A 22,068-nucleotide genomic window follows, 5' to 3' on the forward strand; every position below is an offset into this window, starting at 1 on the left:
AACCCTTTATATTATTTACTTATTTCTCAATCGTACGTTTATTTTTGTTCAGTCACGTGTACCTTTACAGTAGCCGTTACTTCCGGATGTAATTTAACCGGTACATTTGTGTAGCCTAATGCGCGAATGGCATCATTTAATTCAATTTTACGCTTATCTACTTTAATTTTGTGTTTTTTCTTTAATTCTTCAGCAATTTGTTTGCTTGTGATAGAACCGAATAAACGGCCACCTTCACCAGATTTTGCTGTTAATTCAACTGTCAGTTCTTCAAGAGTTGCTTTTAACTCTTTGTTTGCTTGAAGTTCTGCAGCTGCATCTTTTTGCTCTCTATTTTTTTGTGCTTCTAATACTTTCACATTACCGCCTGTAGCTTCAACAGCATAACCATTTTTTAATAAGAAGTTATGTGCATAACCATCTGAAACATTTTTCACTTCACCTTTTTTGCCTTTTCCTTTTACATCTTTTAAGAAAATTACTTTCATGATTTTTTACCTCCATCTAAGTACTCATCAATTGCTTGTTTAAGCCTTTCTTCAGCTTCATCCAAACTAATGTCTTGAAGCTGAGTAGCAGCATTCGTTAAGTGGCCTCCGCCTTGGAGACTTTCCATAATAACTTGTACATTGATATCTCCAAGCGATCTAGCACTAATGCCAATTAGATTATCCCGTCGCTTAGAAATAACAAACGAAGCAACCACTCCGCTGATTGAAAGCAGCGTATCTGCAGCTTGCGCGATTAACACTTGATCATACATTTTGTTCGGTTCAGCGCGTGAAATGGCAATACCCGCTGTATAAATCTCTGCATGTTCAATGAAGCGTGCTCGCTGTACATATTGCGTAATATCTTCTTTTAAAAACTTTTGAACAAGAACCGTATCTGCGCCTTGAGAACGTAAAAAGGACGCTGCATCAAACGTACGAGATCCCGTGCGTAATGTAAAGCTTTTTGTATCGACAATAATACCGGCTAAAAGTGCTGTTGCTTCTAGCATATCAATTTTAAATCGTTTTGGCTGGTATTCAAGAAGCTCAGTAACGAGTTCTGCTGTCGAGGAAGCATATGGCTCCATATAGACAAGAAGAGGGTCTTCGATAAAGTCTTCTCCTCGTCTATGATGATCAATGACCACGACATTTTCAATACGATTTAATAACCTTTCTTCAATAACGAGCGACGGCTTATGCGTATCTACTACTACTAAAAGAGTATCATCACTCACAAGATTTAAGGCTTCTTCAGGCGTAATAAATCGTTCCCACAGGCCTTCTTTCTTTTTAATCTCTTCTAGCATTCGCTGAACACCTGTATCAATATGATCAGGATCTAATACGATAAAACCGTCTTTCTGATTTACTTGCGCTACTTTTAATATCCCAATAGCAGCTCCTACAGCATCCATATCCGGATACTTATGACCCATGATAATCACTTTTCCACTCTCTGTAATGAGCTCTTTTAACGCGTGAGAAATAACTCTGGCACGCACGCGCGTCCGTTTTTCCATTGGATTAGTCTTGCCGCCAAAGAATTTCACTTTTCCATTCGGCTGTTTAATCGCTACTTGATCTCCACCTCGGCCTAAGGCCAAATCCAAGCTAGATTGAGCTAAAGCACCCAGCTCAGGTAAATCAGCAGCACCAGCTCCGATACCAATGCTCAATGTAAGCGGTATATTTTGTTTAGACGTCTCTTCTCGAACTTGGTCTAAGATAGAAAATTTGCTTCGCTCTAAATGAATTAAGATTTGTTCATTCATAATCGCAATAAATTTCTCAGAAGACGTACGTTTAATAAAAATACCGTATTCTTGAGCCCAACTATTTAACATAGAAGTTACTTGGCTATTCAAGTTACTTTTAACTTGATCATCCATTCCTTGCGTTAGTTCATCATAATTATCTAAAAAGATAATGCCTAAACTTGTTCGTTCTTCCTCATACAATTTTTCGATTTCTATTTGCTCTGTAATATCAAAGAAGTACAGTAAGCGCTCGTCTCGTTTAATCACCACTTTGAATTTCCGATCATGCAACGTGACAACTTCTGTTTCCACTTCTTGTTTGATCAGTGGAATAATACTCTCTGCCACATCGTATAATGATCTTCCCACTAGTGTGTCTTCACCCAGACAAGATGCTAGAAAAGGATTGGTCCATTCAATTTGATATTCATCATTAAATAGCATAATCCCAATCGGCATTTCCATTAATGCCTCTTCGCCTACTTTTTTCAACCGATGAGACAGCATTGAAATATAGGTTTCAAACTCATCGGACAGCATTCGCTCCATTCTCATGTATAGAAAAAGACAGGCTAATAGTAATATAAAGCCTATCATTCCTATGATCCAATTATGATAGGTCACGATACCTACTAAAATCAGGGCTATACTATACAATGAGTAAAATGGATAGCGAATGACGTTCTTTTTTGTAAAGACAGGCATCCATTTCAGCTCCTACTTTTTTAAGTTCCACAATATCTACTTTTTTGTGTCTAATTGTTTTCTTAAATTAAATCCTAAATCAATTATACCTAAGATGCGCACAATTTGAAGGATAATTGGAATAATTAATGCTAAAATTGTTACAACAATTGGAATTGCTTTGGCATACCCTTTTTGATGTGAGAAATAGAAAATAAAAGAGATCCCTTGTAACACGACTAGCATTTGCAGTCCCATCACGATGTTGATAATAGCTACGTACATAAATGTACCTTGTTCAATATTAAAAGATGGGAAAGATAAGATTAATGCAATCAAATAATACCATAGAATACTTTTAGGAAGTTTAAATTCACGAAAAGGCGGGAATGCTTGCACCTCATAACCTGTTCTTTTAAGAATAGGCGTAGCAATAAGCTGAGAGAAAAAGGCTAGAATAACTCCACCCATAACAATTAATAGAGGCAGCAGATTTTTAAACATATCAAATGCATCTCTCATTTGGTCAATTTGAGATTCCTTAACGTCTTGTCCTAAACTTTTCATCATTTCAATACTTTGATTAATCGATTGATCTAAAGCATTATTTATTTGCTCCATTAAATTAACATTAAAAATGACATTTGCTCCTACGAACAATAAAAGTAAACCTAAACTAAATGCAACCGTGCCGCCTAGTAAAATGGTATACCTTTTTTGTTTTTGTCGGTAAAGCATTCCTATTGCTAATCCACCAATACCAAATACAAGTGTAAAAGGAAGAGTCAATACATTTCCAAATAACAAAGTCAATAACAACCCTACTACTAAAAATAATATTGCCTTTTTCCACCCATGACGAACGGTATACACAATAAATGGAACAGCTAGCGCTAGTTGAAAAATGGTTCCCACAACAGGTATGTATAGTGAAAAAAGCAACAGCGCTACAAACAGCGCTAAAAGAGCTGCTCCTTCTGTAATATATCGAATTCCTTTCACAACTTCACCTCGTTGATATAGACTATTATTTATTTTATCGATTCAGTTCATAAGAAGCAACTATTTGACAAAAGAGCACCTATGTAATGTAAAAAGAGGCAGTAAGGGAATCCTTACTGCCTCTTTTTATACCGTTCATTATTCACCAGAAACATATGGTAATAATGCCATTTGACGAGCGCGTTTGATAGCGATCGTTAATTTACGTTGGTATTTAGCGCTTGTTCCAGTTACACGACGAGGTAAAATTTTACCACGCTCTGAAACGAATTTTTTAAGCATATCTACATCTTTGTAATCGATGTGAGTGATGCCGTTTGCTGTGAAGAAACAAACTTTACGACGTCTGTTGCGTCCACCTTTACGTCCACCTGCCATTTTGATACGCCTCCTTCCGCTTAAAAGTTTCTATAAAATTTTATACTCCGGATAATCTACTGCGAATTAAAACGGTAAATCGTCATCAGAAATGTCAATTGTCTCGCCATTATTTGCAAATGGATCATCATCAACGCGAGTATAACCTTGATTACCTGAGTTACGGTTCTGATTATCTCCAAATGGAGAGCCTTGTCCAGATCCTCCAGTGTTAGCAAAGTTACTGCGTTGCGTATCCCCACCGCCACTTTTCGGCTCTAAAAATTGCACACTTTCCGCTACAACTTCCGTTACGTATACACGACGACCGTCTTGTCCTTCGTAACTGCGAGATTGTAGTCGACCATCAACACCAGCTAAACTTCCTTTTTTAAGGAAATTGGCTGCATTTTCAGCCTGACGACGCCATACAACACAGTTGATGAAGTCAGCTTCACGTTCACCTTGCTGATTTGTAAATGTGCGGTTTACCGCTAAAGTGAATGTTGCAACCGCTGCTCCACTCGGGGTATAACGTAATTCAGGATCTTTGGTTAAGCGTCCTACGAGAATTACGCGATTCATCATCAGAACCACTCCTTAAGGAAATAAAACCCATTTATTTAAACGTTTAATTATGCTTCTTGTTTAACAACGATATGACGGATAATGTCTTCGTTGATTTTCGCAAGACGATCAAATTCAGAAACTGCTTCTGAAGTAGCCGCCACGTCAAGAATCATGTAGTAACCGTCACGGAAATCATTGATTTCGTATGCTAAACGACGTTTACCCCATTCTTTAACATTTGCGATTTCAGCACCATTATCAGTTAATACGCCGTTGAAGCGCTCAACTAATGCTTTCTTTGCTTCGTCATCAATGCTTGGACGGATGATGTACATTACTTCATACTTTCTCATCACTGTCACCTCCTTTTGGTCTAACGGCCCGAAACGGGCAAGGAGCAATAAAATATTACTCACGAATTAAAATTATAGCACACTACCCTAGGCAAAGCAATATGCATTGCGGGCTGTTTCGTAAATATACGCTAATATTTTCGCCAACGATAAAAGCCGAAAGAAGATATCTCCTTTCGGCTTTTAATCTTATACGTTAAAGCGGAAATGCATAACGTCTCCGTCTTTTACGATGTATTCTTTTCCTTCTAAACGTACTTTTCCAGCTTCACGAGCTGCTCCCATTGTTTTAGCAGCTAATAAATCCTCGTATGACACCGTTTCTGCACGAATAAATCCACGTTCAAAATCTGTATGAATAATACCTGCACACTCAGGAGCTTTCATACCTTGTGTAAACGTCCACGCGCGTACTTCTTGCTCACCAGCTGTAAAGTACGTAGCTAATCCAAGTAAATCGTACGCTGCACGTACAAGCTGATCTAGACCTGACTGTTCAATGCCTAGTTCTTCAAGGAACATTGCTTTTTCTTCTCCTTCAAGTTCAGCAATTTCAGATTCAATGCGTGCGCAAACAACAATTACTTCTGCACCTTCGCTTGCCGCATACTCACGCACTTTTGCTACATATTCGTTAGCAGATGCATCGGCTACTTCATCTTCAGCAACGTTTGCTACATAAAGAATAGGCTTAATCGTTAGCAAGTGAAATTGTTTTACTAATTTCATTTGTTCTTCTGTAAATGATACAGCACGAGCTGGCTGATCACTTTCAAATGCATTCTTTAGTTTCTCTAGAATTTCGTATTCATACATTGCTTCTTTGTCTTTTTGTTTAGCCATTTTTTGAACACGGCCAATACGTTTCTCTACCGTTTCTAAATCTGCTAAAATCAACTCTAAATTAATTGTTTCAATATCTGAGATAGGATCTACTTTTCCTGAAACGTGCGTGATGTTTTCATCTTCAAAACAACGCACAACGTGACAAATCGCATCTACTTCTCGAATATGAGATAAGAATTTATTTCCCAATCCTTCACCTTTACTAGCACCTTTTACGATTCCAGCGATATCTGTGAATTCAAATGCTGTTGGGATTGTTTTTTTAGGTTTTACAAGCTCTGTAAGTTTTTGAAGACGATGATCAGGTACTTCTACGATACCTACGTTAGGATCAATCGTACAGAAAGGGTAGTTCGCAGATTCTGCGCCCGCTTGTGTAATTGCATTAAATAATGTTGATTTTCCGACGTTAGGAAGACCAACAATTCCAGCTGTTAAAGCCATATATTTATTCACTCCTCTTTATATATCCGAAACAAGTTAACCTGTCACAATTATAGTGAGTCAACTTTTGAAATACAAGTTTGATAAAGAACCTTTAACCGCATGGGGTTAAGGTGCTTCATTTTGTCCCACCTTACAGTATAAGGCATAAACATAGAAAATGCATGAGGTTATTCCTCATGCTTTACAAGAATTTTTTTCATTTTACGTGCAAAATCACGTCTTGGAATCATTACGCTATGGCCGCAGCCTTCACATTTAATACGGATATCCATTCCCATTCGAATGATTTTCCATTCATTTGTACCGCAAGGATGAGGTTTTTTCATTTCCACAACGTCATTTAAACCAAATTCTTTTTCCGTCATCAGCTCTCTCCTCCTTATGTCCCTTTCAACGTCGACGAATGCTGTGCTTCTTCTGTACGATTATACATAACCATACGTGGAAATGGAACTTCAATTCCATGTTCATTTAGCCTTGTACGCACTTCTTTACGAATCATACGAGAAATATGGAAATGTCTCATTGGTTTTACTTCGCTTGTAATCCTCATTGTGACTTCAGTTGCATGGATATTTTGAACCCCCAGCAGTTCAGGCGTTTTCACCATATCTTCATAGCGACTTGGCAATTCTTCTAACAGGTCTAAAATCACTTGTTCTGCTTTTTGTATGTTTTCTTCATAAGAAATGCTTACATCAACGAAAGCTACGCTGTTATGTAACGAAAAATTAGTGACCTCTACAATACTGCCATTGGGTAAAATATTAATTTCGCCTGTCCAACTCTTAATCTTCGTGGTGCGCAACCCAATTTCTTCCACAGTCCCCTCAAATGTTCCTACTCGAACATAATCGCCAACGGAGAACTGATCTTCAAAGATAATAAAAAACCCCGTGATGATGTCTTTCACTAAGTTTTGAGCACCAAACCCTACCGCGAGCCCTACGATTCCAGCCCCCGCTAGCAATCCACGGACATCTACCGATAACGTTTCTAAAATCATAACTCCCGCAACGAAATAAATGGCATAAGAAAAAATATTTTGAAGCAAACGGACCATCGTAGCTTCTCGTCGCTCAGAAATACGCAGAGGGCTATTTGTGCGAACCTCTACGAATTTATTTAACGCTTTCTTTCCAATTCGAATTAAAAACATGGAAATAAGTAGAATCAACAGAATTTTTATAAATCCCTCTCCAATATGTGCCCACGTTTCTTCTTGAAAAAATGGCTCAAACACGTTCTTAAAAACCGACTTCAACGAATTCATACTACATGTAGCTCCTAACGTAACATAATCTGCATATGAGAAAGTTTTAACCTATTGTAGCAAGTTTCTACGAACTTTTGTAGCGATTTCGAAATGGATACAACAGAACGGCTGTTACTAGAAATAAATTGACGATTCCATACATTGGATACAAAACGGCAATCAAAGTAGAAAACCCTACCTTTGTAAAGGGAATCATTAAAAGTAGCCAGCAGGCTGCCAGTTTCCAAAGAGATTGCACCTTTTCAGTATGAAAACGAGCGGTCAATCCTAAAATTCCCGAAACGGCTGTCGTATAAATTGCGATAAGCAAAACAATGCTCATTAAAAACGTCATCATATAAGGAAAATCTTTAAGAATAGCGAATAATGGAATTTCATAAGAGGAAAGAAGCCCTGAAACTTGAATAAGTGATTCATTATAAATAAAGGAGAGACCTCCTAATAAAAAACCACTGCCAACACTTGCAATATAAATCTCTTTTTTGCTTTTAATTTCCTTTCCAATTGTAGATAATACCGCGACGAGAGGAAGAATATTCAAAGCCGTAAAGGTAAAAGCAGCAGGCCAATTATGCTGAAGATGCCAATTAGTTACTCCAGGATGACGTAAAACAAATGTAAGAAGTACGCCAGCTAGTCCAATCATTAAGATTGGCATAACGAAAGAATTGATAGAAAGCAGTCCACTTAATCCTCTTGAAAAAACAAAGACAATCAACGCACTAAGAGCACCAATTCCCCACCAGTAAGGAACATGCCACATTTCTAATGTCGCCCCGCCGCCTGCGATCATAATCACCGTCGTCGTAAACAAATAAAAAACGATTAAAACGTCGTAGGCTGCAGCCCATTTCTTTCCTATTAATTCAATAAGCACTGGGTAAAATTGATTGGTTCGGTAGCGATAGCTGATTTGCATAATCACATTGCAAGAAATCGCAAAAATAATAGAAAATAGAAAAATAGCAAGTCCGCTTTCTTCGCCAAAAAACTGCCATAGCTCTCTCCCTGAAGCATATCCAGCGCCTATCATGGTTCCCATAATTAAGAATATCCATTTACATCCTGCTCTCCACATCGATTTTCCCCCAATCTATGAAATATATGTATAGAATCTTCAAAATCTTCGTATACTGTTACTATTATGTATAAGGAGTGGACCCTATGAATTTAAAATCTCCCTTCTTTGAGAAGACACAACATTCAACCCGCGTATTTCATGATGAAGAATCTGCTATAAAGAAGCTGAGTACACAGTTACTATCTTTACTTCCAGCACAGAAAGACAGACCAATTGTTTTTGTATGTATTGGAACGGACCGTTCAACTGGGGACTCATTGGGTCCATTAGTCGGAACGAAACTGAATGAAAAAAAGGTTTCATCTTTTCATATTTTTGGAACGTTAGAAGAGCCTGTTCATGCTGTTAATTTGAAAGAAACGTTAAAACATATTCAAAAGCTTTTCCCGAATCCTTTTATTATTGGAATTGATGCTTGTTTAGGTCGTATGAAAAGCGTAGGCTCTGCATCACTTGGAATAGGACCCGTTAAACCAGGAGCAGGGGTTAATAAAGAATTGCCGCCAGTCGGGGATATTCATATAACAGGGGTTGTCAACGTGAGCGGATTTATGGAGTTTTTCGTCTTGCAAAATACGAGGCTTCATCTTGTTATGTGCATTGCCGATTTAATTGCGAAAAGCATTGAGACTGTACACAACGAACGAGAGAAAGAGTTTAATGCTTCTCCGGTTTACCAAACTGTAAGACACTATAAACAATAAAAAAGGTTGTCCTAAAACTAGGACAACCTTTTTTATACAGAAGATTTATTGGTCTGAGAAAGATCATTAAATAATTCAAGAAGACGGTTTAAATCTTCTTTAGAGAAAAATTCGATTTCAATTTTTCCTTTTTTCTTGCTTTGTGTAATATGAACGGAGGTACCAAAGCGCTCACGGAGCTGTGTTTCACTTTGTTTTATGAATAAATCTTTATCTTTTTTGGTTTTTGATGTTTCACGTGGAACGGCTTTATTTAAGTGAGCAATATAAGCCTCTAGCTGTCTGACATTTAATTGTTCCTTGCGTATTTTTTCAACTACTTTAGGTAGAAGAGCTTTATTTTTTAAACCGACTAGCGTACGCCCGTGTCCCATAGACAATTCATTAGTAGAAATGAGGGTTTGAATTTCCTCAGGCAGTTGCAAGAGGCGAACATAGTTAGCAATATGAGGTCGGCTTTTTCCTAGTCGTGTAGCAAGTTGCTCCTGTGTCATATCGAGCTTATCCATAAGCAATTGATAAGCGGTTGCTTCTTCAATTGGCGTCAAATCTTCACGCTGTAAATTCTCCAACAAAGCTAGTTCCATCATTTGCTTTTCTGAAAAGTCTTTTATAATGACAGGAACAGTAGCAAGGTCAGCTTCTTTAGCAGCTCTAAATCGTCTTTCACCCGCTAAGATTTCATAGCCTTTAATGCTTTTGCGAGCTACAATAGGCTGTAAGATGCCATGATGTAAAATGGATTGCTTTAACTCATTAATTGCTTCTTTATTAAACGTTTTACGTGGTTGATAGGGGTTGGGTCTAAGTTCGTGAATAGCAACTTCCTGAATTGAATCATCAGCCTGTGCATCTAAGCCTGAAAATAAGGCATTAATTCCTTTCCCTAATCCTTTCGCCATTATAAATCACTTCCTTTGCAAGTTCCGTATAAACTGCGGCCCCTCTAGATCTTGCATCATATAAGATAATTGGTTCACCATGACTAGGTGCTTCGCTCAAACGAACATTTCGAGGAATAATCGTTTGATAAACCCGATCCTGAAAGTACTTCTTCACTTCTGCTGTTACCTGGAGTCCCAAATTTGTGCGTGCGTCAAGCATAGTAAGCAATACACCTTCGATACGCAGTTGATTGTTCAAATGTTTTTGGACTAATCTAACGGTATTTAGCAATTGACTTAATCCTTCAAGCGCATAATATTCACACTGTACAGGTATTAAAACAGAATCAGCTGCAGTTAACGCATTTAATGTCAGTAAACCAAGAGAAGGGGGACAATCAATAATAACATAATCAAAGTGATCTTTCACCGTTTCTAAAGCTCTCTTAAGTCGAACTTCACGTGAAATAGTCGACACTAATTCAATTTCTGCACCAGCTAATTGAATGGTCGCGGGAATGATTGATAAATTTTCGACGGCTGTTGAACGCACAACGTTTTTGGCTTCCATATCTTCCACTACTACATTGTAAATACATTCATCTACATCTGCTTTATCTATGCCAACTCCACTCGTAGCGTTACCCTGTGGATCTCCGTCTACAAGTAGAACCTTTTTTCCTTGTTCAGCTAAACAAGCGCCTAAATTAACAGCGGTTGTTGTTTTTCCAACCCCGCCTTTTTGATTCGCAACTGCCACAATTTTCCCCATGTTGTCACCTACTTTCATTTCCATCCCATTTGTCCAGACAGTTTTATTGTTCATTGAATTTTCTGACGAAAAACTTTGATAAAAAAGCCTCATCAAAAAAAGATGAGGGCTATTTCTTTATTTTTTCGGAATCTTAATAGTAAACTGAAAATATTCATCAAACTCTTCTTCTTCTGTGTTTAATGAAATACCGCTGTCACTAACCATTGTCAACGATTGACGGATTGTATTCATTGCGATACGCGTATCTTTACTAAACGCTTTTCTTTTTGCTTTTGGCTTTTTAACCTGCGTTTCTAACAATTTAACTACTCGATCTTCCGTTTGTTTTACATTTAATTGTTTTTCAATAATCTCAGCTAATACTTGAAGTTGTTTTTCTTGATTTTTGAGGGGAATGAGCGCTCTCGCATGTCGCTCTGTAATCAATTTTTGTTTGATTGCTTCTTGTATTTCAACAGGAAGCTTTAACAAACGAAGCTTGTTTGCAATTGTGGATTGGCCTTTTCCTAAACGTTGAGCTAATGCCTCTTGGGTAAGATTATGTAACTCAATTAACTTTGCGTAGGCTAGTGCTTCTTCGACAGCCGTTAGCTCTTCACGTTGTAAGTTTTCTATTAAAGCCACAGAGGCCGTTTCTGTATCGTTAAAATGTTTCACAATTGCAGGAACCGTATCCCATCCTAAGCTTTGTACAGCTCTCCACCGGCGTTCTCCAGCAATTAATTCGTATTCTTCGCCCTCAGTCGGTCGAACCACAATAGGTTGAATAATACCGTGTGTATGAATAGTAAGAGCTAGCTCTTCAATTTTTGCTTCATTAAACACAGTACGCGGCTGATAACGATTCGGAATAATACTTGAAACCCTAATTTGTTTTACTTCATCTCTTAAAACTTTTTCGACATTTTCATCTTGGACAGTTTCAATCTCTACATGAATATCCTCATCTTTTTCTTTTAAATTAAAAAAACGTGAAAAAGCAGATTTCATAGTCCCACACCACCTTCAGGAAAATCCCGCCTTAAACTAATTCGATGTTTTTTAATCATATCCTGCTTTCTAAACAGAAAATATAGAGAAGAAAATGTTTCATATGAAACATTTTCTTCTCTATCTATTTACCGCCTACTCTAATGGAAGCTTAACTGGGGTACCAGGTTTTCTAGGATATTTTTTAGGCGTTTTCTTTATTTTATCTATTAAAATAATGTAACGTTCACTTTGCTCCAAAGGCAATTGGAAATGTTCAATCGACTTCACTTTTCCACCTAATACTTGAAATGATTTTTCCCCATTTTTTAATTCCTCAGGGGCAGAAGCACCTTTCATTGCTAAAAAGCGTCCTTGTTCTTTAACAAGCGGTAAGCAAAATTCATTAAGAACCGAGATACGTGCCACGGCTCTTGCTGTTACAAGATCGAATGACTCGCGAATCGTTTCTTTTTTACCAAATGTTTCAGCTCGATCATGACATAGTGTGACATTGTCTAGTTCAAGCTCATTTACAAGATGCGTCAAAAACGTAATACGCTTTTGTAACGAATCAACAATGGTTACATGCAAATGCGGGAAACAAATTTTGATCGGAATACTTGGAAATCCTGCTCCTGCCCCTACATCACACATGGATTCAATTTCTGTAAAGTCTTGAAAAAAAGCAGCTGAAATAGAATCGTAAAAATGCTTTTCATACACTTCACCGTGATCAGTGATAGCAGTTAAATTCATTTTTTCGTTCCATTCCACTAAAACTTGATAATACTTTTCAAATTGATTCAGCTGTTTAGAAGAAAGAGAAATTCCCTTTTCTTCTAATAGCTGTTGAAACTGTTGAATATTCATTGAGTTTCCCTTTCTTCGCGCCTAAGAGTTTTAATCATTTGATACTTTAGCGATGCGCCCTTGTTCAATATAAACAAGCAAGATTGAAATATCAGCTGGGTTGACTCCAGAAATACGTGAAGCTTGCGCTACCGTTAGTGGACGCACTTGGTTTAATTTTTGACGGGCTTCTGTAGCTAAACCGTTAATTGCATCATAATCGATATAATCAGGAATCTTTTTGTTTTCTAACTTCTTCAAGCGTTCAACTTGTTGAAGTGATTTCTGAATATATCCTTCGTATTTCACCTGAATTTCTACTTGTTCAGCTACTTCAGGATCTACCGTCTCATCCGCTGGTGCTAATTGATGAATATGAGTATACGTCATTTCAGGGCGGCGAAGTAAATCTGTCGCACGAATGCCATCTTTTAATTCGCTGCCGCCAGCTTCTTTAATCAGTTGTTGAACAGCTTCATTCGGCTTAATAATAAAAGAGAAAAGACGTTTCTTCTCTTGCTCGATTTCCGCTTTCTTTTGTTCAAATTTAGCATAGCGCTCATCGCTGATTAATCCTAGTTCACGACCAATTTCAGTGAGGCGTAAATCAGCGTTGTCGTGACGAAGCAATAAACGATATTCTGCACGCGATGTTAGCAGACGATACGGTTCATTTGTTCCTTTTGTTACTAAATCATCCACCAATACACCGATGTAAGCATCAGAACGTCCTAAGATGACTTCTTCTTGTTCCAGCGCTCTTCTTCCCGCGTTAATTCCGGCAAGAAGACCTTGGCCTGCAGCTTCTTCATAACCAGACGTTCCGTTAATTTGTCCAGCCGTATAAAGATTTTTAATTTTCTTCGTTTCCAGCGTTGGCCATAACTGAGTCGGAACAATTGCATCATATTCAATAGCATAGCCCGCACGCATCATTTGGACTTTTTCAAGACCAGGAATTGTTGCAAGCATTTGACGCTGTACGTGCTCAGGAAGGCTTGTTGATAGTCCTTGAACATACACTTCTTGCGTATTTCGTCCTTCTGGCTCTAAGAAAATTTGGTGACGCGGTTTATCATTAAAGCGCACAACCTTATCTTCAATAGATGGACAGTAGCGTGGTCCAGTACCTTTAATCATCCCAGAATACATAGGGGATAAGTGGAGGTTGTCATCAATAATTTGATGCGTTTGTTCACTTGTATATGTTAACCAGCAAGGCAATTGATCTGTAATGTACTGTGTTGTTTCATATGAGAAAGCACGAGGCACATCATCCCCAGGCTGAATCTCCGTTTTGCTGTAATCGATAGTTGAGCTATTAACACGAGGTGGAGTTCCTGTTTTAAAACGGACCATGTCCAGTCCTAACTCCTCTAAGTGTTCAGAAAGCTTAATAGCCGGTTGTTGATTGTTAGGACCGCTTGAGTATTTTAGTTCACCTAAAATAATTTCCCCGCGTAAGAATGTTCCTGTCGTAATAACAACTGTTTTAGCTTTATACACAGCTCCCGTTTGAGTGACAACACCTGTACATACACCGTCTTCTACGATTAACTGTTCTACCATGCCTTGCATAAGGGTTAGGTTTTCTTCATTTTCTAACGTTTTTTTCATTTCATGCTGATAAGCAAATTTATCTGCTTGAGCTCTAAGTGCTCGAACAGCCGGACCTTTTCCTGTGTTTAACATTCTCATTTGAATATGAGTTTTATCGATATTTCTACCCATTTCTCCGCCAAGAGCATCAATTTCACGTACGACAATACCTTTTGCAGGACCACCTACAGAAGGATTGCAGGGCATAAACGCCACCATGTCTAAGTTGATGGTCAACGTTAACGTTTTAGCACCCATACGCGCAGAAGCAAGCGCCGCTTCACATCCTGCATGACCTGCTCCAATGACAATAACATCATATTGTCCACCTTCATATTGCATAATAGTAGCCTCCTTTAATAATCTATTTTCCTAAACAGAATTGAGAGAACAACTGATCAATTAAGCTTTCGTGAACAGCATCACCAATAATTTCACCTAATAGTTCCCACGTTCTTGTTAAATCAATTTGGACAATATCGATTGGAACACCACTTTCAATACCTGTGATGGCCTCATCGATAGCTCCTCTTGCTTGCGTTAAAAGCGCAATATGTCTCGTATTAGATAAATATGTTAAATCTTGAGATTCAATTGTTCCTTCAAAGAAAAGAGCTGCGATTGCTTCTTCAAGCTGATCCACTCCTTGTTCTTGAAGAAGCGAAGTCGTCACTACTGGATGATCACCAGCAAATTGCTGCACTTCCTCTAGATTAATTTTTTGCTCAAGATCTGTTTTATTCACAATGACAATAACGTCCATGCCTTCTACAGCTTCAAATAGCTTTTTATCTTCGTCCGTTAATTCTTCATTGAAATTCAACACAAGCAAAATTAAATCCGCTTCTTTCAAATACTGACGGGAGCGTTCCACACCAATTCGTTCTACAATATCTTCTGTTTCACGAATTCCAGCTGTATCAACTAATCGTAGAGGAACTCCTCGCACATTAACGTACTCTTCGATCACATCTCGCGTCGTTCCAGGAATGTCTGTGACAATAGCCTTTGCATCTTGCACTAAACTATTTAGAAGAGAAGATTTCCCTACATTAGGACGTCCAATAATAACCGTAGCTAATCCTTCTCTTAAAATTTTCCCTTGATGAGAGGTTTGAAGAAGCTTATCAATTTCTTGGCGTACATTTGAAGCTTTTTCGATCAACACTTGGTGAGTCATTTCCTCTACATCGTCATATTCTGGATAGTCAATGTTCACCTCTACATGGGCAAGTGTTTCGAGAATTTCCTGGCGTAAATGACGTACTAGCTTGGACAAACGCCCTTCCATTTGGCCAATTGCCATATTCATCGCTTTATCTGTTTTGGCACGAATTAAATCCATTACAGCTTCTGCTTGTGATAAGTCTACTCGACCATTTAAAAATGCTCGTTTTGTAAACTCACCTGGCTCGGCTAAACGGGCACCATTTGCAATAACTAACTGCAGCACACGATTAACGGATACAATTCCTCCGTGACAGTTAATTTCAATAATGTCTTCTCTAGTAAATGTCTTAGGACCTTTCATAATGGAAAGCATCACTTCTTCAACGACTTGCTCCGTCTTGGGATCTACGATATGACCGTAGTGAATAGTATGAGAAGCTACATCTGTTAATCGTTTATTCGAAACGCTTTTAAAGATACGATCTGCAATCGTAATTGCTTCTTCACCACTCAGGCGGACGATGGCAATAGCTCCTTCTCCCATTGGTGTAGAAATGGCCGCAATTGTATCAAAATCTAGCACCAACTTCACCTCATTTCATTTTATAAACCTTTTATTTTAAACGATGTTATATACTATCATCGTTAACAATTTTCTACGAACAAAAACATCTATTTTAAGGCCCGTGATTTGTATGAACCAAATAAATAGAATACCACAATTCACCGATTTGGAACATCTCTAACGTTCTTCTGTTATGCACAGCAAGAAAAACAGGCAGTATGTACTATTTTAACTTATCCACATGTGAATAACAACGTATGCATCTTGATTTTTTTGAACGCTGGATCGATAAAAATAAGCATATAAAAAAGCACTAGCTTATTTTGCTAGTGCTTTTTGGCAACTGGCTGAACCAAAATACTTCTTTTGGGTTCTTTGCCAACGGATTGTGTCTCAACTAAAGAATTTTTAGCTAACGCTTGGTGAATCATTTTTCTTTCATGGGAAGGCATTGGTTCTAGTTGAACAGATCGATTCGTTTTAATCGCCTGATTAGCTATTTTTAATGCCAGTTTTTCGACCATTTCTTTTCGTTTTTCCCGGTAGCCTTCTGGATTTAAGACAACATTTAAAAATTGCTGACTGTATCGATTAGCTACCAATTGTGTGAGAAGCTGGAGCGCATTGAGGGTTTGTCCATGTTTTCCAATCAACATTCCCGCTGAATCGCTACTAATCTCAATTATGCAGTTTCTGGAGGTTTTTTTGACGTTCGTATGAATCGAAATCCCCATTTCACGGCTAACATTTGTAATAAAATGAACCGCTTCCTCTACAGGGTCAACTATTTTTGTAACTTTTACAACTGCGGGTTTTCCCTTAAAGATTCCTAAAAATCCTTTTTTACCTGGTTCAATTATTTCTACATTTGTTTGATTTCGCTCTACTTCTAAAGCATTTAATGCTTCTTGAACAGCAGCTTCAATCGTCTGGGCCGTAATTGTGATTTCGTTCATTTTTTAACCCCTTCAATATTCGCTTGTTTTAAGTCTGGCCCTTTAATGAAGTAGGTTTGAATAATCATAAATAGATTTCCCACTACCCAATAAAGAGATAAGGCGGCTGGAAAATTGATTGCAAAAACCACAATCATGATCGGCATAATCCAAAGCATCATAGCCATTTGAGGATTTTGATTTGCATTTCCGGCCATCATCATCTTTTGCTGAATAAACGTTGTGATTCCTGCGACAATTGGTAAGATAAATAGCGGATCACGCGCACCTAAATCAAACCATAAAAAGCTGTTGTTTGCGATTTCCGAAGTTCGTGTAATCGCGTGGAAAATCCCAATAAGAATGGGCATTTGAATTAGAATTGGGAAGCACCCAGCTAAAGGATTTACTCCGTAAGTTTGGAATAATGCCATCGTTTCTTTCTGCAATTGCTGCTGCGTCTGGGCATCTTTTGAACTGTACTTCTCCTTTAACTTCTGCATTTCGGGCTGAAGCATCTGCATTGCTTTCGTGTTTCTCATCTGTTTGATCATAAGCGGTAGAATAAGTAAGCGAATCAGGATCGTGACAACGATGATCGCAACTCCATAGCTTTTAAATACCTCCGCCAGATACGTAATGACTAATGACAGCGGATACACAACATACTCATTCCAAAAACCTTTACTATCATCTGTAATAGGTTGGTTCATTTCCGTACAACCCGCTAAAACAGTTAATAGAAAGATAAGCGTTATCCCTAAAAACAACTTCTTCTTCACCTGTTTTTCCTCCTTCTACATGTTCACCTTTCAATTCTGAAAGTGCGTCAAAATCCATTATATAAGGATGCGGTAGAAAAACAACAGCTATTAAAGGCTTTTCTTCTATTGTTTATTAATCGTTTTGTCTATGTGTAAGTAATTTGCCACGCTTAAAGACATGCTGCAAACTGCTTTTAATTTCTTCATAGCTCATTGTTGCAGCAGGCTGCCTTGCAATTACAATATAATCTTTGTCTTGCTTTAAATACGGTGTGAATTCAAACATAATTTGTTTAGCAAGGCGCTTAACTCGATTACGAGTTACGGCATTTCCAATCTTTTTGCCCACGGAGAATCCTACGCGGAAATGTTCTTGATCCGGTTTGTCTAGAACATACAAGACAAATTGGCGATTCGCTACGGACTTGCCCTTTTTAAAAACGGTTTGAAATTCATCATTCTTTTTTATACGATATCTTTTTTTCATTTTTAACAACTCCTGCCCTTTTTCAGGTCATGCTTTTATGTAGTCCCTACAGGAACAGAGGTGATTTTAGCCTTAGAAAGCGAAAAAAGACCACTGGCGTCAGTGGTCTATTATGCTGATAATACTTTTCTTCCTTTACGACGACGACGAGCTAAAACTTTACGTCCATTCGCTGAGCTCATACGAGCGCGGAAACCGTGTACTTTACTGTGCTTACGTTTGTTTGGTTGGTAAGTTCTTTTCATCTATAAACACCTCCTCGAGGAATAACTGAAAAAGACAGTCCTTGCAATTATAATGAAAAGACTAAGAAGATGTCAATGTTATTTAAAAAATAAAATTTTCAATCTCTTGGTTTCATTATCTGTTTTACTCAATCTTCTTCATTCTAATATCTTTATAACCCAATTGTCTATACCTAATCAACAAAATTCATTGATTTATTAAAGAAAAAATTTTTCCTTTTCATCTCTTTTTCTTTCTCTACCAGCTGCGATCGCATCGTTACTGAACAAAACTACAACAATAAATGTTATAAAAAGCCTCTTTTTTATTCAAATTCTTCTCTTAAACCTTTGTGGATAAGTTTTTTCGACATTTTTCTACTTTTCCATTTCTTATCGACAACTCATGCACACTATCTTGTGTTGTGGAAAACTTTTCTCCACAAGGTGTAGTGATTGTGGATAAGTTTCGAAAATTCATTGCATCATGCCGAATTCTTTGATATTATATTTTTGTTTTCACTCTTAATTACTTTTCCACAGTTGGTTTTTATCCACAAACTGTGGACAACTTGTGGACATCATTTCCACTATCACTGTATAAAGTTATCCACACCATGTGGAATCTGTCGAATAGTCGGCTTTCTTCTATAATATATATTTACCCACATAATAGCAATTGTATAAATATAAATTTTTTATGCATAAGGTTTTGTACAGGTTGTACAAGGGTTGTACAAAGCGCATGAAAACTAGAAAAAGGAGGGGTTACTCGTTGGAAAACATTCATGATTTATGGAACAGAGCTTTAGATCAAATTGAAAAAAAATTAAGCAAACCTAGTTTTGAAACCTGGCTCAAATCGACAAAAGCTCATGCTTTGCAAGGAGACACGCTCATTATTACTGCGCCTAATGATTTTGCACGGGACTGGTTAGAATCTAGGTATTCTAATTTAATTGCTGAAACACTTTACGACCTTACGGGGGAAGAGTTAGATGTGAAATTTATTATTCCTCCTAACCAGGCCGAGGAAGAATTCGATATTCAAACTCCTAAAAAGAAAGTCAATAAAGACGAAGGAGCAGAATTCCCTCAAAGTATGCTAAATTCGAAGTATACCTTTGATACATTTGTTATCGGATCTGGGAATCGTTTTGCCCATGCAGCTTCTTTAGCAGTAGCAGAGGCGCCGGCTAAAGCGTATAATCCGCTTTTTATTTACGGGGGAGTAGGATTAGGTAAAACACACTTGATGCACGCAATAGGCCACTATGTGTTAGATCATAATCCTGCCGCTAAAGTCGTGTACTTATCATCTGAAAAATTCACAAATGAGTTTATTAACTCTATTCGTGACAATAAAGCAGTAGAATTCCGCAACAAATACCGCAATGTAGATGTTTTACTGATTGATGATATTCAATTCTTAGCGGGTAAAGAGCAGACACAAGAGGAATTTTTCCATACGTTTAATACGCTTCATGAAGAAAGCAAGCAGATTGTCATCTCAAGTGATCGACCGCCGAAAGAAATTCCTACACTTGAAGATCGACTTCGTTCTCGCTTTGAATGGGGCCTTATTACAGACATCACACCACCAGATTTGGAAACACGAATTGCTATTTTGCGTAAAAAAGCAAAAGCGGACGGCTTAGTTATTCCAAATGAAGTTATGCTTTATATCGCCAATCAGATTGATTCAAATATCAGAGAATTAGAAGGAGCACTTATTCGCGTAGTAGCTTATTCTTCACTAATTAATAAAGATATAAACGCTGATTTAGCAGCAGAAGCATTAAAAGATATCATTCCTAGTTCAAAACCTAGGGTTATTACGATTCAAGATATTCAACAGATTGTTGGACAAGAATTTAATATAAAATTAGATGATTTCAAAGCGAAGAAACGTACAAAGTCAGTAGCGTTTCCTCGACAAATTGCCATGTACCTTTCTCGCGAACTAACGGATTTTTCGCTTCCTAAAATTGGAGAAGAGTTTGGCGGGCGAGACCATACTACGGTCATCCATGCTCATGAAAAAATCTCAAAACTTGTTCAAACAGATACTGACCTACAAAAACAAATTAAAGAAATAAGTGAATCACTAAAAATATAGGCTTTTTTTACTTGTATTTTGTGTATAAGTGAGTTAGGATTGTACACAGTCTGTCCACATGTGGATAGGCTGTGTTCTCACGTTTTTAGGGGTTATCCACATTTCCACAGCCCCTATTACTACTACTATCTTAAAATATAATAAATAATAAGCTTTTAAACCTACTTTTAAGGAGGATTAATTATTATGAAATTTATCATACAGAAAGACTACCTAGTTCAAAGCGTTCAAGACGTTATGAAAGCTGTATCTTCTAGAACAACAATTCCAATTTTAACAGGGATTAAAATTGTAGCGACTGAAGAAGGTGTTACTTTAACCGGAAGTGATTCCGATATCTCTATTGAATCGTTTATTCCAAACGAGGAAGAAGGAAAAGAGATTGTTGATATCCAAAAACCAGGAAGCGTTGTTCTCCCAGCTCGTTTCTTTAGTGAAATCGTCAAAAAGCTTCCTAAAGACATCGTAGAATTGGACGTCCAAAGTCACTTTTTAACAATCATTCGTTCAGGAAAAGCTGAATTTAACTTAAATGGTTTAGATGCAGAAGAGTATCCTCATTTGCCACAGATCGAAGAAAACAACATGTTTAGATTACCGACAGACTTATTAAAAAACATGATTCGACAAACTGTCTTTGCAGTGTCCACCTCAGAAACACGACCTATCTTGACAGGTGTAAACTGGAAAGTCGACGGCAAAGAATTAACGTGTATTGCCACTGACAGTCATCGTCTAGCTTTGCGAAAAGCGACCATTGAAACTGGAAATGAAGCAACGTATAATGTGGTTATTCCAGGTAAAAGTTTAAGTGAATTCAGTAAGATCCTTGATGATTCTCATGAATTAGTAGACATCGTTATCACGGAAAATCAAGTATTATTCAAAACAAAACACTTACTATTTTTCTCAAGATTACTGGACGGAAATTATCCTGACACTTCAAGATTGATCCCAGCCGATAGTAAAACGGATGTTATATTGAACGTAAAAGAATTTTTACAATCGATTGACCGTGCTTCTTTATTAGCTCGTGAAGGAAGAAACAACGTAGTAAAACTATCTACGCTAGATGAAGGAATTGTTGAAATTTCTTCTAACTCTCCTGAAATCGGAAAAGTAATTGAAGAGGTACAAAGTCAGTCTATCTCAGGAGAAGAATTAAAAATTTCTTTTAGCGCAAAATATATGTTAGACGCATTAAAAGCGCTCGAAGGAACAGATATCAAAATTAACTTCACTGGTGCGATGCGTCCATTTGTCATTCGAACATTAGAGGATGATTCAATGCTGCAGCTGATTTTACCAGTGCGAACATATTAAATCTCAGAAAGCTACTAGCATGCCGTACTAGTAGCTTTCTTTTCTCAAGAAGAATTATTTAGTAAAATAGAGATACATCATTAGAAAGTGAGAGAGTCGCATGAAAACAGAGGTTAAAATTTCAACTGAATACATTACGCTTGGCCAGTTTTTAAAACTAGCAGACGTCATTCAAACAGGTGGAATGGTAAAATGGTTTTTAAGTGAGCACGAAGTATATGTGAACGGGGAGCTAGAAGAGCGCCGCGGACGTAAATTATATGCAAATGACGAAGTGGATATACCGGCTGCAGGATCATTTGTTGTTATTACTTAAAGTTGGTGAAACG

Annotated in this window: 24 protein-coding genes; 4 read left to right on the forward strand and 20 right to left on the reverse strand. The window is 37.6% G+C overall.

Annotated features, from left to right (window positions below; translation table 11 throughout):
* Positions 1 to 38: 38 nt before the first annotated feature.
* The 10 genes from rplI to ACH6EI_RS23140 all read right to left on the reverse strand — a co-directional run bounded on the left by rplI (position 39) and on the right by ACH6EI_RS23140 (position 8,366).
* Complete coding sequence (gene rplI, locus ACH6EI_RS23095) at positions 39 to 488, reverse strand: 50S ribosomal protein L9 (RefSeq protein ID WP_013059910.1); 450 nt, start codon at positions 486 to 488, stop codon at positions 39 to 41.
* Positions 485 to 2,458 carry a DHH family phosphoesterase gene (locus ACH6EI_RS23100; protein WP_025752414.1) on the reverse strand — a complete coding sequence of 658 codons (1,974 nt, stop codon included), beginning with the start codon at positions 2,456 to 2,458 and terminating at the stop codon, positions 485 to 487. The genes rplI and ACH6EI_RS23100 overlap by 4 nt, the downstream gene beginning before the upstream one ends.
* A 36-nt stretch (positions 2,459 to 2,494) precedes the next feature.
* Positions 2,495 to 3,439: a YybS family protein gene (locus ACH6EI_RS23105; protein ID WP_033580875.1), complete on the reverse strand. Its 945-nt coding sequence runs from the start codon at positions 3,437 to 3,439 to the stop codon at positions 2,495 to 2,497.
* A 138-nt stretch (positions 3,440 to 3,577) separates the two neighbouring features.
* Positions 3,578 to 3,817, reverse strand: a complete 240-nt coding sequence (rpsR, locus tag ACH6EI_RS23110; protein WP_013059913.1) for a 30S ribosomal protein S18 — start codon at positions 3,815 to 3,817, stop codon at positions 3,578 to 3,580.
* A 66-nt stretch (positions 3,818 to 3,883) separates the two neighbouring features.
* Entirely contained in the window at positions 3,884 to 4,384 is a 501-nt protein-coding gene (gene ssb / locus ACH6EI_RS23115) for a single-stranded DNA-binding protein (RefSeq protein WP_013059914.1), read from the reverse strand.
* Positions 4,385 to 4,431: 47 nt separating this feature from the next.
* Entirely contained in the window at positions 4,432 to 4,719 is a 288-nt protein-coding gene (gene rpsF, locus ACH6EI_RS23120) for a 30S ribosomal protein S6 (protein ID WP_013059915.1), read from the reverse strand.
* A gap of 189 nt (positions 4,720 to 4,908) precedes the next feature.
* Positions 4,909 to 6,009 (reverse strand): redox-regulated ATPase YchF, encoded by a 1,101-nt coding sequence (gene ychF / locus ACH6EI_RS23125; protein WP_028411917.1) that lies wholly within the window; start codon positions 6,007 to 6,009, stop codon positions 4,909 to 4,911.
* A 170-nt stretch (positions 6,010 to 6,179) separates the two neighbouring features.
* On the reverse strand, positions 6,180 to 6,377 hold the full coding sequence (locus ACH6EI_RS23130) for a DUF951 domain-containing protein (RefSeq protein ID WP_013059917.1): 198 nt from the start codon (positions 6,375 to 6,377) through the stop codon (positions 6,180 to 6,182).
* Between the two features lie 14 nt (positions 6,378 to 6,391).
* Positions 6,392 to 7,285 (reverse strand): mechanosensitive ion channel family protein, encoded by an 894-nt coding sequence (locus ACH6EI_RS23135; protein ID WP_028409761.1) that lies wholly within the window; start codon positions 7,283 to 7,285, stop codon positions 6,392 to 6,394.
* A 67-nt stretch (positions 7,286 to 7,352) separates the two neighbouring features.
* Positions 7,353 to 8,366 carry a YkvI family membrane protein gene (locus ACH6EI_RS23140; RefSeq protein WP_028411916.1) on the reverse strand — a complete coding sequence of 338 codons (1,014 nt, stop codon included), beginning with the start codon at positions 8,364 to 8,366 and terminating at the stop codon, positions 7,353 to 7,355.
* 86 nt (positions 8,367 to 8,452) lie between these two features.
* Between ACH6EI_RS23140 and yyaC the strand changes: the two genes are divergently transcribed.
* Entirely contained in the window at positions 8,453 to 9,073 is a 621-nt protein-coding gene (gene yyaC, locus ACH6EI_RS23145; RefSeq protein ID WP_028411915.1) for a spore protease YyaC, read from the forward strand.
* Between the two features lie 32 nt (positions 9,074 to 9,105).
* Here yyaC and ACH6EI_RS23150 read toward each other — a convergent pair whose 3' ends face one another.
* From ACH6EI_RS23150 to rpmH, 10 genes are all read right to left on the reverse strand, one after another.
* Complete coding sequence (locus ACH6EI_RS23150) at positions 9,106 to 9,975, reverse strand: ParB/RepB/Spo0J family partition protein (protein ID WP_013059921.1); 870 nt, start codon at positions 9,973 to 9,975, stop codon at positions 9,106 to 9,108.
* Complete coding sequence (locus ACH6EI_RS23155; RefSeq protein ID WP_013059922.1) at positions 9,947 to 10,729, reverse strand: ParA family protein; 783 nt, start codon at positions 10,727 to 10,729, stop codon at positions 9,947 to 9,949. The genes ACH6EI_RS23150 and ACH6EI_RS23155 overlap by 29 nt, the downstream gene beginning before the upstream one ends.
* Before the next feature lie 117 nt (positions 10,730 to 10,846).
* Positions 10,847 to 11,722: a nucleoid occlusion protein gene (gene noc / locus ACH6EI_RS23160; protein ID WP_013059923.1), complete on the reverse strand. Its 876-nt coding sequence runs from the start codon at positions 11,720 to 11,722 to the stop codon at positions 10,847 to 10,849.
* A 135-nt stretch (positions 11,723 to 11,857) separates the two neighbouring features.
* Positions 11,858 to 12,574, reverse strand: a complete 717-nt coding sequence (gene rsmG, locus ACH6EI_RS23165; protein WP_013085565.1) for a 16S rRNA (guanine(527)-N(7))-methyltransferase RsmG — start codon at positions 12,572 to 12,574, stop codon at positions 11,858 to 11,860.
* A 30-nt stretch (positions 12,575 to 12,604) separates the two neighbouring features.
* On the reverse strand, positions 12,605 to 14,494 hold the full coding sequence (gene mnmG, locus ACH6EI_RS23170) for a tRNA uridine-5-carboxymethylaminomethyl(34) synthesis enzyme MnmG (protein ID WP_013059925.1): 1,890 nt from the start codon (positions 14,492 to 14,494) through the stop codon (positions 12,605 to 12,607).
* A gap of 22 nt (positions 14,495 to 14,516) precedes the next feature.
* Positions 14,517 to 15,905: a tRNA uridine-5-carboxymethylaminomethyl(34) synthesis GTPase MnmE gene (mnmE, locus tag ACH6EI_RS23175; protein WP_028411914.1), complete on the reverse strand. Its 1,389-nt coding sequence runs from the start codon at positions 15,903 to 15,905 to the stop codon at positions 14,517 to 14,519.
* 308 nt (positions 15,906 to 16,213) lie between these two features.
* Complete coding sequence (gene jag / locus ACH6EI_RS23180) at positions 16,214 to 16,843, reverse strand: RNA-binding cell elongation regulator Jag/EloR (RefSeq protein ID WP_028411913.1); 630 nt, start codon at positions 16,841 to 16,843, stop codon at positions 16,214 to 16,216.
* The gene (gene spoIIIJ, locus ACH6EI_RS23185) at positions 16,840 to 17,604 is read right to left on the reverse strand and encodes a YidC family membrane integrase SpoIIIJ (RefSeq protein WP_028411912.1); all 765 of its coding nucleotides are present in this window, start codon (positions 17,602 to 17,604) and stop codon (positions 16,840 to 16,842) included. Before spoIIIJ ends, jag begins: the two co-directional genes overlap by 4 nt.
* Before the next feature lie 115 nt (positions 17,605 to 17,719).
* Positions 17,720 to 18,073 carry a ribonuclease P protein component gene (gene rnpA / locus ACH6EI_RS23190; protein ID WP_013059929.1) on the reverse strand — a complete coding sequence of 118 codons (354 nt, stop codon included), beginning with the start codon at positions 18,071 to 18,073 and terminating at the stop codon, positions 17,720 to 17,722.
* Positions 18,074 to 18,183: 110 nt separating this feature from the next.
* Complete coding sequence (rpmH, locus tag ACH6EI_RS23195; protein ID WP_013059930.1) at positions 18,184 to 18,318, reverse strand: 50S ribosomal protein L34; 135 nt, start codon at positions 18,316 to 18,318, stop codon at positions 18,184 to 18,186.
* Between the two features lie 754 nt (positions 18,319 to 19,072).
* Between rpmH and dnaA the strand changes: the two genes are divergently transcribed.
* The 3 genes from dnaA (at position 19,073) to yaaA (ending at position 22,055) form a co-directional block, all read left to right on the forward strand.
* Positions 19,073 to 20,416: a chromosomal replication initiator protein DnaA gene (gene dnaA / locus ACH6EI_RS23200; RefSeq protein ID WP_028411911.1), complete on the forward strand. Its 1,344-nt coding sequence runs from the start codon at positions 19,073 to 19,075 to the stop codon at positions 20,414 to 20,416.
* A 186-nt stretch (positions 20,417 to 20,602) separates the two neighbouring features.
* Positions 20,603 to 21,739: a DNA polymerase III subunit beta gene (dnaN, locus tag ACH6EI_RS23205; protein ID WP_013054821.1), complete on the forward strand. Its 1,137-nt coding sequence runs from the start codon at positions 20,603 to 20,605 to the stop codon at positions 21,737 to 21,739.
* Positions 21,740 to 21,839: 100 nt separating this feature from the next.
* Positions 21,840 to 22,055 carry a S4 domain-containing protein YaaA gene (gene yaaA / locus ACH6EI_RS23210; RefSeq protein WP_013054822.1) on the forward strand — a complete coding sequence of 72 codons (216 nt, stop codon included), beginning with the start codon at positions 21,840 to 21,842 and terminating at the stop codon, positions 22,053 to 22,055.
* Positions 22,056 to 22,068 lie beyond the last annotated feature (13 nt).

It is taken from the genome of Priestia sp. JSM ZJ58, assembly GCF_044383985.1.
Classification (GTDB): domain Bacteria; phylum Bacillota; class Bacilli; order Bacillales; family Bacillaceae_H; genus Priestia; species Priestia zanthoxyli.